Genomic DNA, 13399 nt, shown 5'->3' with positions numbered 1-13399 from the left:
GACCGGCGCGGGGCCATAAACTGGCGGTATGCCCCACACCTCACAGGCGACCTTCGACGCCGACTCCGCGGTGGAACTCGCCGTCCTGGAACGCAGCGGCTTCATCGAATCGCGGCACCTCGGGTCCGCCGTCGTGCTCTCCGGAGACGGACACGTGGTCACGGCCCTCGGGGACGTGGACGCGCCGGTGTTCGCCCGCTCCGCGCTCAAGCCGTTCCAGGCGCTCGCCTCGATGCGCGCCGGGGTTCCCCTGCGCGGCGCCCAGGTGGCCCTGGCCGCCGCCAGTCACGTCGGGTCGCTGGAACACATGGACGTGGTCGAGGGGATGCTCCGGGCCGGCGGCAACAAGGAGTCCGATCTCCAGTGCCCCGCGGACTGGCCGCAAGACGAGACCGCCCGCAACTGGCTGGTGCGCACGGACAAGGGCCGCACCCGGGTGGCGTTCAACTGCTCCGGCAAGCACGCCGCGTTCCTGTGGGCGTGCACCGAGAACGACTGGAACAAGTCGGGCTACCTGGAGCCGAACCACCCGCTGCAGCGCCTGGTGGGCAGCGTGATCGAGGAGTTCACCGGCGAGCGCATCGCCCACCTCGGCACGGACGGCTGCGGCGCACCGGTCGCCGCGGTCTCCCTGACCGGGCTGGCCCGCGCGTACTCACGGCTGGCGAAGGCTCCCGGCGACAAGAACGCCGACGCCCGTGCCGCCACGATCGCCACCTCGATGCTCGACTACCCCTGGGCCGTCCAGGGCAAGGGCGAGGCGAACACCGTGGTGATGGAGGAACTGGGTGTGATCGCCAAGCTGGGCGCCGAGGGCGTCATGGTCATGGCCGCGCCCTCCGGCGCCACCGTGGCCCTGAAGATCCTGGACGGCAACCTCCGGGCGGCGTCTCTCGTGGCCCTGACCCTGCTGACCGCTGCCGGGGCCCTCGAAGTGGGACCCGTGGCGGCCGTCCTGGAACAGATCGTGGAACCGGTGCTCGGCGGCGGGCGTCCCGTGGGCGGCCTCCGCCTGGGCACCCCCGTCATGGCGCTGCTGGGTTAGGAGCGGGAATGGCAGGCGCACGACGGCGGATCGACGTCGCGGAAGGCCAGGCGGCTCTGGCGTCCTGGCAGGCGGCCCGGGCCGGGTCGTCGGACGCGGGAAACGCAGCACCGTCCCGCGCGACGACCGCCATGGCCGTGCGCTACGCGCTGGAGGAGCTGACGTCCCGCGCCCCCGGCAATTCCGTGGAGGTTCGGGTCCCGCCGTTCGGCGTGACCCAGTGCATCGAGGGTCCCCGGCACACCCGCGGCACCCCGCCCAATGTGATCGAGACGGACGCCGTGACGTGGCTGGAACTCGTGACCGGAACCCTGAACTGGGCCGATGCCGTGACGGCCGGTCGCGTGGTGGCATCCGGGACCCGCGCCGACCTCAGCGAGCAGCTGCCGCTGGTCTGAGCCTCAGGCAGCTCTGGGCCTCAGGGGCTCTGAGCCTCGGGGGCTCTGAGCCTCAGGCGTCGAGGGTCCCGGCCGACGTCCCGCCAGCCGGCCCGTCCGGCTGAGCGTCCGGCTCCCGGTGCTGGTGCAGATGGACCCGCGACCCCGCCAGCCGTGTGGACAGCGCCGCGGCGGCCACGAACACGAACGCCGCCACCGCGATCACCACACTCATGACCGCCACCTGCCCGTAGCCGGAGATCCGCGGGTCGAGGAAGGGGTAGGGGTACCAGTCCACGAGCGGCCCCCGGACCAGGCTGTACACCAGGTACAGCGCGGGGTAGGCGAGCCAGATGAGCGCCGTGCGCAGGCCGATGCGCGGCGACGGCAGATCGACCAGCCAGTCGATGACCGTGATGGTCGGGATCGTGTAGTGCAGCACCACGTTCACCCAGGGCAGCGGAGTGTTGACGTCGATGTCGGACAGCAGAAGGCTGTAGACCACACCCGTGATCGAGATGTAGACGGTGGCCGCGCCCCGGAGATAATCCAGCCAGCGGGTGCCTCGTCCGCGCCATGCGGCGACGGCGGCGATCGCCAGCACGATCACCACGATGATGTTCGACTGAATGGTGAAGTAGCTGAGGAAGTTGCTGACTTTTCCGGGTGGCGTCCGCAGCAGCAGATTGACCAGTTGCGCCACGACCGCGGCCAGCCCCAGGACCGCGAAGAACGCGCGGAACAGCGCCAGTCCGCGGTTGACGGGAGCGCCCCGGTGGGCGGCGTCATTGCTGTTCACCCTGCGATTCGTGTCCACACTGCGAGTCTAGGTCCGCCCGGCCGGAACGGCGAGGGTTCCGGCGTCCTCAGACCCGGCCCGCGCCCCCGGGCGGCGAGGCGCGCTCAGCCGCTCCCCTCCCCCGGACACGACGACGGCGGCGCCCTCAGCGTGAGGGGGCGCCGCCGCCGCCGTCGTGCGGGCTGAGGGGTGAGGGCTAGCGCTTCGCTTCCCAGCGGCCGCCGTTCTCCCAGAAGATGCGGATGTCCTCGAGGTTCTTGCCCTTGGTCTCCGGGGCGAACTTGTAGACGAAGCCGAACGCCGCGAGCGCCAGGAGGCCGAACACGAGGAACGTCCCCACGCCGCCGAGGCCGCTGAGCATCGGCAGGAACAGGAAGCCGACGATCACATTGGCCACGAGGTCGCTCGTGAGCATGACCGAGGAACCCAGGGAGCGGAGCCGCGCCGGGAAGCTCTCACCGGCGTAGACCCACACCAGGGCGCCGAAACCGAAGGTGAACCCGACCGTGAAGAGCAGGACCCCGATGAAGCCGAGTGCCGTGAGGATGCCGCCGAAGCTGCTGCCGCCCGCGATGAAGACGCCCACCAGGAGGATGTTCGCCGCGATCATCATGGCGATGCCGCCGAGGAGGATCGGACGGCGTCCCACCCGGTCCACGAGGGAGAGCGAGATGAAGACGGCCACCAGGGCGACGGCCTGGACAAGCGCGGGCAGGCCCAGGATGGCGGCGTTGCCCTCGAAGCCCATGGACTTGAAGAGGATGGGGCTGTAGTAGACGATCGCGTTGATGCCGGTGATCTGGATGAAGAAGCCGAGGATGACCACGAAGATGGTGGCACGCAGGTACGGCTTGCGGAGCATCTCCTTGAGGGCGCCGCCCTTCTCTTCGCTCAGCGCGGCCCGCATGTCGGCGATCTCGCGGTCGATGTCCGCGTCGGGTTCGATGTTGGCGAGGGTGGCGCGGGCCTCGTCGATCCGGCCCTTCATGACGTACCAGCGGGACGTGTCCGGGATGCGGATGACGAGGAAGAACACGAGCAGGGAGGGGATGGCGGCGAGGCCGAGCATCCAGCGCCAGGCGCCGGCGTCGGAGAGCGCCCAGGCCACGAGGTACCCGAGGATGATGCCGAACACGGTGGCCACCTGGTACGCCACGAGCATGGCGCCGCGGATCTTCGCCGGGGAGCTCTCGGCCACGAACACCGGGACCACCACGATGGAGATGCCCACGGTCAGGCCGAGGAACAGGCGGGCGGCCACGAGGACTTCGAGGTTCGGAGTCAGGCCGCTGAGCAGGGCGAACAGGGCGTAGCCCGCCGCCACCAGGACCATGGAGAGCTTGCGTCCGAGCTTGTTGGCGAGCACGCCGCCGAGCAGGGCGCCCACCACTTCGCCGATCACGACGGTGGTGGTGACCAGACCCAGCCCGGCGTCGTCGAGCCGGAACTCATCCTTGAGGAAGAGCAGCGCGCCGCCGATGTTCGAGGAGTCATAGCCGTAAATGATGCCGACCGCGGCGGCCGTAATGCCTGCCAGGAGCCCCGCACGGGGCGTGCTCCTGATGTCCTGGATAAGCGACACTGCATCTCCTGAAGGTTGGGGACCGATCCGGCCCTTTCTGTCCTCGCGGCCGGGGCCAGGCGGGGATCAGAGGAATTCTGTTGCCCTCAGTCTACGCAGAGTGTGATTGATATCGCACTATTGAAGGCGATATTGATCACAAAAAATCATCACTGTGTGGTTTTGATCACTTAGGAGAGCGGGCAGGATCACAGACTCACACTTCCGCAAGCGGAGTTACGATGAGGTCAGGTCACGCGCCCGGAATCCCGGGCCTGCGGGCCGGAATGGAGCGGGGGTTGTCATGGACGCGGTGTTCGACGGGCAATGCGGGTTCTGCACCCGTGCCGTGGGCTGGGTGCGACGACTGGACCGCCACCGCAGGATCGCCTTCCACCCGTTCCAGGATCCTCTCGCGCTGGACGCCTTCCGCCTGAGCCACGAGGAGGCGCGCTCGGCCGTCTGGGCCCTGACCGACGACGGCGGTCGCTTCCGTGGCGCCCGCGCCATCGCCGCGATCCTCGACACCGCCGTGGGCGGCCGCTTCTTCGCCACGTTCTACCGGATCCCCGGCGTCGGACGCCTCCAGGAGGCCGTGTACGGCTGGGTCGCCGCCCACCGCTACCGGCTGCCGGGCGCCACTCCCTGGTGCACGGAACACCCCCAGGACTGCTCCGCCGCCGTGCCGGGAGCCGGCTGCGCGCTCTGAGCCGGTCTGACTCGCTTTAGTAAGCGGGGCTGACAGCCCACACACCAACGCCCCAGGGACGCGGTTCACACCGCGTCCCTGGGGCGTTCTACGAGCGAAGGGCCTCAGGCAGCCTGCTCCGTGAGAGCCGCCGGGTTCGGCGGGATGGGCTCGATCCGGCCGAGCACCATCGTGTAGAAGATGATGCCGATGACCAGCATGACGCCGGCCACGACGAACGCCATCGCGAAGCTGCCCGTGAACTGGACGATGAAGCCGGTGACGATCGGCGCCGTCGTGCCGATGATGTTGTTCACGGTGTTCATGACGGCGCCCGTGGCGCCCACGGCGCCTTCCGGGGCGATCAGGGCCGGCAGCGAGTTCGTCACGCTGAAGGCGATGGTGATGCCCGTGGTCCCGAGAGTGATCCACACGAGCGACCAGAAGAGGTCCGTGGTGAAGGCGGTGCCGGCGATCGTGATGGCCAGCAGCATGCCACCGATGATGAAGACGCGGCGAACGGTGGTGCTGGACTTCCCGTTCTTGATCAGACGGTCGAGCCACCAGCCGGGCAGGGCGTACTGGACGATCACGGCGAACAGCCACGGGATGGCGGTGACGAGGCCGGACTTGGCGACGTCCATGTGCATCTGGGACTGCAGGAAGCCCGGGAGCCAGGTGAGCAGCATCCACTGGACGTAGCCCGCACAGCCGAGGCCGAGCGACATGCCCCACACCTTGCGCTGGCGCAGGATGTAACCGAGGTTGTTGAGGGGGTTGGGCTTGGGGGCGTCCTCATCCTGAGCGCCACCGGAGACGATGTGCTCGAGCTCGGCGTCGCTCAGCTTGCCCTTGCGGTTCATCTCCTTGGGGTCCCGGTAGCGGAAGAAGAAGACGGCCGTGTAGATGAGGCTGAGGACACCGATGGTGATGAACGCGCCGCGCCAGCCGAACATGGCCACGGCGGCGCCGACGATCGGGAAGCCGATCACATTGGAGAGACGCTGGCCGCTGTCGAAGATCACGGTGGCCATGCCGCGCTCGGACCGCGGGAACCAGTAGCCGGTGGTCTTCATGGCGCCCGGGAAGATCGGAGCCTCCGCGAGGCCGAGGATCAGGCGGGCGACCAGGAGCAGACCCATGCCGCTGACCGCCGCCGTCAGGAAGCAGGAGATCGCCCACAGCGTCGTGGCGACCCGCATGACCCACTTGATCCCGATCTTGTCCAGCAGCATGCCCATGGGGATCTGCATGATGGCGTAGGTCCAGCCGAAGCTGCCGAGGATGATGCCGATCTGGCCTTCGGTCATGCCGAATTCCATCCGCATATCGTGTTCCGCCACGGACATCGAGCTGCGGTCGATGTAGTTGATCAGCACCGCAAAGAACAGCAGGATGCCCATCGACCAGCGGACCCAGCCCTTTTTGCCCGCACGGGCGATGTTCACCGGAAGCGGCGTGGTGGCCGAGTTCTGGTCGACGGCCCTCTGGTTGTCAGACATGGCGTCCCCCCACCGGGACGCTCGAGCGGAACTGCCCGATCGTGAGACCTGCGACGACGGCGATCAGAATCTGGAGGAAGAGCGGCCGGTGGCCCGGCGCCTTCTTCCGCGGGGCCGAACTCGCCTTCAGCTCCGCTTCGGTGGGGATCTTCATGTCCTGAACCATTCTCTTGGGATTGCGCCCGGCTTCCGGGTGAACCCCAAGGTAACGAAGATCACATCGATTCCACAAGGGAATAATTTGTTTCCATCATGTGAAATCAGTAATATCCGCTTTATTCGGAATGGCTCATAATTTCAGACCCTCCCCGGAAGGCCCTCAACCCCGTCCGACGAAGGGCATTCCGGCCGCCGTGACCAGCAGGCTGCCCACCGAGGCACTCGGCGGCATCGACGCCATCAGGAGCACCGCACGGGCCGCGTCCTCGACCGGGAACATGGGCTCGACTTTGCGCGAACCGTCCGCCTGCAGCGCGCCGTCCCCCACGCCGATCACGTCCATGATCTCCGTGCGGGTGTTGCCGATGTCGATCTGGCCGCAGCTGATGCCGAACGGCCGCCCGTCCAGCTCGATGCTCTTGGTCAGGCCGCTGATGGCGTGCTTACTCACCGTGTAGGCCACGGAGAGGGGACGGGGTGAGTGCGCCGAGATCGAGCCGTTGTTGATGATGCGGCCGCCCTGTGGCTCCTGCTCCTTCATCACGCGCACCGCCTCGGCGGCGCAGAGGAACGATCCGGTGACGTTGATCCGCAGGGTCTCCTCGAAGCCTGCGGCGTCCACCGCGTCCACCGCCCCGCTGGGGCCGAAGATCCCGGCGTTGTTGAACAGGACGTCCACCCGCCCGAAACGCTCGCGGGCCGCGGCGAAGAGGCGCGCGACGTCGTCGGGGACGGTCACGTCGCACGGCGCCACGAGCGCCTGGGGCGAGCCGGCCGCGGTCTCCTCGAGCGCGGCGGCCCGCCGCCCGGCGAGCACCACACCCCAGCCCTCGGCCAGGAAGAGGCGCGCGACCGCGCGGCCGATGCCGGACCCGGCCCCTGTGACGACCGCGATCCTCGTGGGGGCACCGCCGTCCGCCGACTGGGCTGCGCTGTTCACTGTGCTGTTCATGGCGCTGTGGTGTTCATGATCGATCCTGCTCTGCTGGAACCGGGCTGTTCTGGGGACTACCGTACGGGACCCTGGGTGATGGGCCAGCCGATGACCGTCTTGGGCCGCGGCGTCGCGTAGGTGCGGACCTTCGAGGTGGACAGGCCCAGCCGCACCAGCGATTCGGCGATCAGCACGGCCGCAGCCACGCCGTCCACCACCGGGACGCCGCAGCGCTCCCGGATCTGCTCGTCGAGATTCGCCATGCCGCCGCAGCCGAGCACGATCACCTCGGCCTTGTCCTCCGTGACGGCCAGCTCTGCCTGGCGGACGATCGCCTCGACGGCGCGGTCCGGGTGCTCCTCGAGTTCCAGCACGGCCATGCCGCTCGCACGGACCGAGGCGCAGCGGTCATCCAGGCCGGCCAGCTTGAGCCGGTCCTCGATGAGCGGCACGGCCCGGTCCAGCGTCGTGACCACGGAGTACTTGTGGCCCAGGAACATCGCGGTGCTCGCGGCGGCCTCGGTGATGTCCACCACCGGGACGTCGAGCAGCTCCTGCAGGCCCTCCCGGCCATGCTCGCCGTAGCCCGCCTGCACGACGGCGTCGAACTCGCCGTCGTAGTTGACCACCGAGTCCATGACCGCGATGGCGGCGAGGTAACTCTCGAAGTTCCCCTCGCAGGAGTCGGCGCCGAAGCGCGGCGTGATGCCCACGATCTCGGTGTCCGGGGCGGCGACGGCGCGGGCCTGCGCCGCGATGGAGTCCGTCATGGTCTGAGTGGTGTTGACGTTGGCAACCAGGATTTTCATGTGTTTCTCCCCAGGATCCGGCGGGGCGCGGATGCCGCGCCCCGCCGTCGTCTGCTGTCGGTGTCTGTGGCTCTGTCGGTGTCCGCGGCTATGCGCCGGCGGGCTAGTGCGTGCTCGCCACGGCGATGACTTCGCCGTCAGAATCGAGGTACCGGGCGCCCCGGTCCGCGATGAAGTAGTAGACCAGTGCGCCGATGCCCGCTCCGAAGAACCAGGCGAACGCCGCCAGGTGATCCAGGGCCGGGACGAAGGCGATCAGCACGGCCACGGCGGCGGCCACCAGGAGGGCCGTGATGGCCTTGGGGTTGAAACCGCGCTTGTAGAAGTACGGGCCCTGCTCATCCTCGGTGTACAGCTTGACCACTTCCACCTTGCCGCGGCGGACCAGCCAGTAGTCCGCCATGACCACGCCGAACAGCGGGCCGAGGAGGGCGCCCAGGCCACCGAGGAAGTACACGATGACGAACGGGTTGTTGTAGAGGTTCCACGGCAGGATGATCAGGCCGATGGTGCCGCTCACCCAGGCCGCCCGCCGGAAGTCGAGGTGCTTGGGGAAGAGATTGGTCAGGGCGTAGACCGGGGCCACGAAGTTGGCCATGAGGTTCACGGCCACGGTCAGGACCAGCAGCGCGAGGCAGGCCAGCACCAGCAGGAGGGTGTTGGGGATCAGCTGCACCACGTCGGACGGCGAGGTGATGAGGGTTCCGTTGATCTTGAACTGACCACCGGCCAGCACCACCACGATGCCTCCGAAGAGCAGCATGTTGATCGGGATGCCCCAGAAGTTGCCCTTGACGATCGAGCTCTTGCCCACCGCATTGCGGGTGAAGTCGCAGAAGTTCAGGACGAAGGTGCCGTAGATGGAGACCCAGAGGGCGCCACCGGCGAAGATGTTCCGCCAGGTCTCGCCGGCGTCCATGTGCTTGATGCCGTTGATCTCGATGGTGCCGCCGGCCTGGACGAAGACCCAGATGGCCAGGGCGGCCATGGTCACGAGGATGATGGGGCCGGCGAACGCCTCGTACTTGCGGATCATCTCCATGCCGAAGCTGACGATCACCAGCTGGATGATCCACAGGATGACGAAGGCGATCCAGCCGAGCGTGGACAGGCCGAGGACGTCGTTCCGGTCCAGGGGCGCCAGACCCGGGATCAGCTTGATGATCATGATCCGGAAGATCACCGAGGCGAGATAGGTCTGAATGCCGAACCAGGCGACCGCGACGGCGCCGCGCACCACGCTGGCGATCTGCGCGCCGCGGATGCCGAAGCTGATGCGGCTCATCACCGGGAACGGGACACCGGTCTTCTGCCCCATGAACCCCGAGAAGTTCAGCAGGAGGAAGAGCAGGACCGCGCCGACGCCGAGCGCCAGCAGGATCTGCCAGGCGCCCATGCCCAGGGCGAAGAGGCCCACCGCGAAGGCGTAGTTGCCGAGGCTGTGCACATCGTTCGCCCAGAGGGTGAAGATGCTGTACGCGGTCCAGGTGCGACCGGCTTTGCGGGTCGGGGCGAGGTCCTTGTTGTACAGCCGGGGACTGAGTTCGACGCCGGTCATCTCCGACATCCGGGGAAGGTCACCCGTGAAGTCGTGGTGATGGTGGTGATGATGTTCCGGCGTTTCCGGACCTGGCTGAGTCGCCACCGGGGTGGTGGGCTCGACGCCGCTGGGGTTCGTCTGCATGGGTGCTCCGTTTCGATGCTGACGGTTCCGCACCCGTCGGTCGCGGACTCCCCATTGGGCCGGCTTCCATAATGCGGAACTGATTTATTGAAGTATGGAATACAGAATATGGCCCGGATCACAGGCGGTCAATGGTTTCGCGGTGATCGCAGTCACATTTGGCATACCAGTCTGGCCGCCCGGAACGTCTCCCCTGGTGGGAAGGCAGGGGGGCGCCGAGGCCCGGCCTGTCGCAATCCGAACGGTGGGCGATCCCGTTGACGTTGGGCGGAGCTCCCGATAATCTCGATAGACAAAATTATTTTTTCGCATGTCGGAAAGACGTTGCCATCGCGACGCCAGCCCAACCATTCGATGAAGAGAGGTCCCCTGTGGCTGCTGAAGAAATCACGCCCTCCATCCTGAGTACGCTCACGAACAACCTGCCGGACTCGGATCCCGAGGAGACCGGCGAATGGGTTGAATCGTTCGACGCCCTGGTGCGTGAGCAGGGCACGGAGCGCGCTCAGTTCGTCATGCGCTCACTGCTGCAGCGGGCAGGGGCCCAGTCCGTGGGCGTCCCCATGGTCACGACCACCGACTACGTGAACACCATCCCGGCCGATCAGGAACCCGAGTACCCGGGCAACGAGGAGTACGAGCGCGCCTACCGCCGCGCCATGCGGTGGAACGCCGCGATCATGGTGCACCGCGCGCAGCGGGCCGACATCGGCGTCGGCGGCCACATCTCCACCTACGCCGGCGCGGCGACCCTGTACGAAGTCGGCTTCAACCACTTCTTCCGCGGCAAGGACCACCCGGGCGGCGGCGACCAGGTGTTCTTCCAGGGACATGCTTCGCCCGGTATGTACGCCCGGGCGTTCATGGAAGGACGCCTGACCGAAGAGGATCTGGACGGATTCCGCCAGGAGAAGTCCAAGGAGGGCCACGCGCTCTCCTCGTACCCGCATCCCCGCCTGATGCCCCACTTCTGGGAGTTCCCCACGGTCTCCATGGGCATCGGCCCCATGAACGCCATCTACCAGGCGCAGGCGAACCGCTACCTCCAGGACCGCGGCCTCAAGGACACGAGTGACCAGCAGGTCTGGGCGTTCCTGGGCGACGGCGAGATGGACGAGCCGGAGAGCCGCGGGCTCCTCCAGCTCGCGGCGAACGAGGGGCTCGACAACCTCAACTTCGTGATCAACTGCAACCTCCAGCGTCTCGACGGGCCGGTGCGAGGCAACGGCAAGATCATGCAGGAACTCGAGGCGTTCTTCCGGGGCGCCGGCTGGAATGTCATCAAGGTCGTCTGGGGCCGCGAGTGGGACGACCTGCTCGCCAAGGACCAGGACGGTTCGCTCGTGAACATCATGAACGACACGGTCGACGGCGACTACCAGACGTTCAAGGCGGAGAACGGCGCGTTCATCCGCGAGCACTTCTTCGGGCGCAGCGCCCAGACGAAGGAGCTGGTCTCCGATCTGACGGACGACCAGATCTGGAACCTCAAGCGCGGTGGCCACGACTACCGCAAGGTCTACGCGGCCTACAAGGCGGCCACCGAGTTCAAGGGCAAGCCGACCGTCATCCTCGCGAAGACCGTCAAGGGCTACGGCCTGGGCGCGCACTTCGAGGCCCGGAACGCCACCCACCAGATGAAGAAGCTGACCATGGAGGACCTGAAGGCCTTCCGCGATCTGCTGCGCATCCCGATCAGCGACGAGGTCCTCGAGAAGGACCTGTACCGCCCGCCGTACTACCACCCCGGCATGGACGCCCCCGAGATCGAGTACATGATGGAACGCCGCTCGGCTCTGGGCGGGTCCGTCCCGGAACGTCGCCCGGACCATGTCCCCGTGACGCTGCCGGACGCGAAGTCCTACGAGATCGCCAAGAAGGGCTCCGGCAAGCAGAAGGCCGCGACCACCATGGCGTTCGTCCGCATGCTCAAGGACCTCCTCCGCGACAAGGACTTCGGCAAGCGCCTGGTCCCCGTGGTCCCGGACGAATCCCGCACCTTCGGCATGGACGCGTTCTTCCCGACCGCTAAGATCTACAACCCCAAGGGCCAGAACTACCTGTCCGTGGACCGCGAACTGGTGCTCGCCTACAAGGAGTCCCCGCTCGGCCAGCTGATCCACCCGGGCATCAACGAGGCCGGCGCCGTCGCCGCGTTCACCGCGGCCGGGACCGCCTATGCCACGCACGGCCAGCCCCTGGTGCCGATCTACGTGTTCTACTCGATGTTCGGTTTCCAGCGCACCGGCGACTCCTTCTGGGCCGCCGCGGACCAGATGACGCGCGGCTTCATCATCGGCGCCACCGCCGGCCGCACCACGCTCACCGGCGAGGGGCTCCAGCACGCCGACGGCCACTCGCCGCTGCTCGCGAGCACGAACCCCGCCGTCGTGACGTATGACCCGGCGTACGGCTACGAGATCGCCCACATCTTCCGCGACGGTCTGGAACGGATGTACGGCCCGGACTCCGAGGACCGCAACCTCATGTACTACCTCACGGTGTACAACGAGCCCATCACGCAGCCGGCCGAGCCGGAGAACCTCGACGTCGAGGGTGTCCTCAAGGGGATCTACAAGGTCTCCCCCGCGGAGGACGCCGAGGGCAAGCCGCGCGCCCAGATCCTCGCCTCGGGCGTCTCCGTCCCGTGGGCCCTGGACGCCCAGCGGATCCTCGCCGAGCACTGGGGTGTAGCCGCGGACGTCTGGAGCGTCACGAGCTGGAACGAACTGCGCCGCGACGGCCTGGCCGCCGAGGAGCACGGATTCCTGAACCCCGGCGAGGAGCCGCGGGTGCCGTTCGTGACCCGGCAGCTCGAGGGCGCCGAGGGTCCCGTGGTGGCCGTGTCGGACTACATGAAGGCCGTGCCGGACCAGATCCGCCAGTTCATCCCGAACGAGTACGGCGTGCTCGGCGCGGACGGCTTCGGTTTCTCCGACACCCGTCAGGCCGCGCGTCGCTTCTTCAAGAACGACACCCACTCCGTGGTGGTCAAGACCCTGCAGATGCTCGCCCGCCAGGGCAAGGTCGACCCGCAGGCCCCGGCCCAGGCGATCGAGAAGTACAGCCTCCTCGACGTGACCGCCGGAACCACGGGAGGCGCGGGCGGCGACGCCTGACGCACCTGACGCGGCTGACGCGCCGAGACGCCGAGACGCCAGAAGGTGCCCGTATCCGCGAGGAATACGGGCACCTTTCGGCGTCTCGCGGGAAGGACTTAGGGTGACAGCATGACCTCGAGCACAGCGGCCACGGCCGTCCTCCTCGCCGCGGGCGCCGGGACCCGTCTGGGCCTCGGGCCCAAGGCACTGCTGCGCCGCCACGGCACGCCCCTGGTGGACCACCTCGCGGCCGTGCTGCACGACGGCGGCTGCCAGGGCGTCGTCGCGGTGCTGGGCGCGGAGGCCGGGCGCGTGCGTGAGGAGGCCGCGCTGACGGACTGCGCCGTCGTGGTCAACGACGACTGGCCCAGCGGCATGGGCGGTTCGCTGAAGGCCGGGCTCGCGGCCGTGCGGCCGGGGTGTCACGCGTTGGTCGCCCTGGTGGACCAGCCGGCGCTCACCGCGGAGGCCGTCGCCGCGCTGCTGGCCGCACACCGGCCGGGACGGGTGACTGCCGCAGCGTACCCCGACGCTTCGGGGGGCCTGAAGCGAGGGCATCCGGTGCTGTTCGACGCTTCCCTGCTGCCCGCCGTCGCGGACTCAGCACACGGCGACGCCGGGGCGCGGGACTTCCTCAGGGCGCATCCGGAACTGCTGGACGTGGTCGATTGCCGGGCCTGGGGCAACGGGCAGGACGTGGACACCCCGGCGGATCTGCCGCTGCTGGAAGGATGACGGCC

General features: G+C 67.9%; 12 protein-coding genes. 5 read left to right on the top strand and 7 right to left on the bottom strand.

The features are described 5' to 3' along the window. Positions 1-28: 28 nt before the first annotated feature. Entirely contained in the window at positions 29-1045 is a 1017-nt protein-coding gene (locus tag AB6732_RS00245) for an asparaginase (RefSeq protein ID WP_370957511.1), read from the top strand. Between the two features lie 8 nt (positions 1046-1053). Next, positions 1054-1443 carry a sterol carrier family protein gene (locus tag AB6732_RS00240; RefSeq protein WP_370957510.1) on the top strand — a complete coding sequence of 130 codons (390 nt, stop codon included), beginning with the start codon at positions 1054-1056 and terminating at the stop codon, positions 1441-1443. Positions 1444-1495: 52 nt separating this feature from the next. Here AB6732_RS00240 and AB6732_RS00235 read toward each other — a convergent pair whose 3' ends face one another. Both AB6732_RS00235 and AB6732_RS00230 read right to left on the bottom strand, forming a co-directional pair. Beyond that, positions 1496-2239 carry a Pr6Pr family membrane protein gene (locus AB6732_RS00235; RefSeq protein ID WP_370957509.1) on the bottom strand — a complete coding sequence of 248 codons (744 nt, stop codon included), beginning with the start codon at positions 2237-2239 and terminating at the stop codon, positions 1496-1498. A gap of 178 nt (positions 2240-2417) precedes the next feature. After that, complete coding sequence (locus AB6732_RS00230) at positions 2418-3803, bottom strand: sugar porter family MFS transporter (RefSeq protein WP_370957508.1); 1386 nt, start codon at positions 3801-3803, stop codon at positions 2418-2420. A gap of 283 nt (positions 3804-4086) precedes the next feature. Here AB6732_RS00230 and AB6732_RS00225 point away from each other — a divergent pair, with 283 nt between their 5' ends. Then, complete coding sequence (locus AB6732_RS00225; RefSeq protein WP_370957507.1) at positions 4087-4491, top strand: thiol-disulfide oxidoreductase DCC family protein; 405 nt, start codon at positions 4087-4089, stop codon at positions 4489-4491. Positions 4492-4595: 104 nt separating this feature from the next. Here AB6732_RS00225 and AB6732_RS00220 read toward each other — a convergent pair whose 3' ends face one another. From AB6732_RS00220 to AB6732_RS00200, 5 genes are all read right to left on the bottom strand, one after another. Further along, positions 4596-5972, bottom strand: a complete 1377-nt coding sequence (locus AB6732_RS00220; protein ID WP_370957506.1) for an MFS transporter — start codon at positions 5970-5972, stop codon at positions 4596-4598. Further along, positions 5965-6126: a hypothetical protein gene (locus AB6732_RS00215; protein ID WP_370957505.1), complete on the bottom strand. Its 162-nt coding sequence runs from the start codon at positions 6124-6126 to the stop codon at positions 5965-5967. The genes AB6732_RS00220 and AB6732_RS00215 overlap by 8 nt, the downstream gene beginning before the upstream one ends. Before the next feature lie 165 nt (positions 6127-6291). Beyond that, positions 6292-7083 carry an SDR family oxidoreductase gene (locus AB6732_RS00210; protein ID WP_370957504.1) on the bottom strand — a complete coding sequence of 264 codons (792 nt, stop codon included), beginning with the start codon at positions 7081-7083 and terminating at the stop codon, positions 6292-6294. Positions 7084-7139: 56 nt separating this feature from the next. Next, positions 7140-7874, bottom strand: coding sequence for an aspartate/glutamate racemase family protein (locus AB6732_RS00205; RefSeq protein WP_370957503.1), 735 nt, complete (start codon positions 7872-7874; stop codon positions 7140-7142). 103 nt (positions 7875-7977) lie between these two features. Next, a complete protein-coding gene (locus AB6732_RS00200) occupies positions 7978-9441 on the bottom strand; it encodes an NCS1 family nucleobase:cation symporter-1 (protein ID WP_370959566.1) in 1464 nt (487 codons plus the stop codon). Between the two features lie 488 nt (positions 9442-9929). Between AB6732_RS00200 and aceE the strand changes: the two genes are divergently transcribed. Next, positions 9930-12677, top strand: coding sequence for a pyruvate dehydrogenase (acetyl-transferring), homodimeric type (gene aceE, locus AB6732_RS00195; RefSeq protein ID WP_370957502.1), 2748 nt, complete (start codon positions 9930-9932; stop codon positions 12675-12677). 111 nt (positions 12678-12788) lie between these two features. Then, the gene (nboR, locus tag AB6732_RS00190) at positions 12789-13394 is read left to right on the top strand and encodes a nicotine blue oxidoreductase (RefSeq protein ID WP_370957501.1); all 606 of its coding nucleotides are present in this window, start codon (positions 12789-12791) and stop codon (positions 13392-13394) included. Positions 13395-13399 lie beyond the last annotated feature (5 nt).

The organism is Arthrobacter sp. RCC_34 (assembly GCF_041360795.1).
In the GTDB taxonomy this organism is placed as follows: Bacteria; Actinomycetota; Actinomycetes; order Actinomycetales; family Micrococcaceae; genus Arthrobacter_E.
This window is presented reverse-complemented; position numbering and strand designations above follow the sequence as displayed.

Excerpts from the sequence above, each read along its gene's own strand:
- AB6732_RS00245 (WP_370957511.1), top strand. The coding sequence starts at position 29 with ATGCCCCACACCTCACAGGCGACCTTCGACGCCGACTCCGCGGTGGAA.
- AB6732_RS00240 (WP_370957510.1), top strand. The coding sequence starts at position 1,054 with ATGGCAGGCGCACGACGGCGGATCGACGTCGCGGAAGGCCAGGCGGCT.
- AB6732_RS00225 (WP_370957507.1), top strand. The coding sequence starts at position 4,087 with ATGGACGCGGTGTTCGACGGGCAATGCGGGTTCTGCACCCGTGCCGTG.
- AB6732_RS00220 (WP_370957506.1), bottom strand. The coding sequence starts at position 5,972 with ATGTCTGACAACCAGAGGGCCGTCGACCAGAACTCGGCCACCACGCCG.
- AB6732_RS00215 (WP_370957505.1), bottom strand. The coding sequence starts at position 6,126 with ATGAAGATCCCCACCGAAGCGGAGCTGAAGGCGAGTTCGGCCCCGCGG.
- AB6732_RS00210 (WP_370957504.1), bottom strand. The coding sequence starts at position 7,083 with ATGAACAGCACAGTGAACAGCGCAGCCCAGTCGGCGGACGGCGGTGCC.
- AB6732_RS00205 (WP_370957503.1), bottom strand. The coding sequence starts at position 7,874 with ATGAAAATCCTGGTTGCCAACGTCAACACCACTCAGACCATGACGGAC.
- AB6732_RS00200 (WP_370959566.1), bottom strand. The coding sequence starts at position 9,441 with ATGTCGGAGATGACCGGCGTCGAACTCAGTCCCCGGCTGTACAACAAG.
- nboR (WP_370957501.1), top strand. The coding sequence starts at position 12,789 with ATGACCTCGAGCACAGCGGCCACGGCCGTCCTCCTCGCCGCGGGCGCC.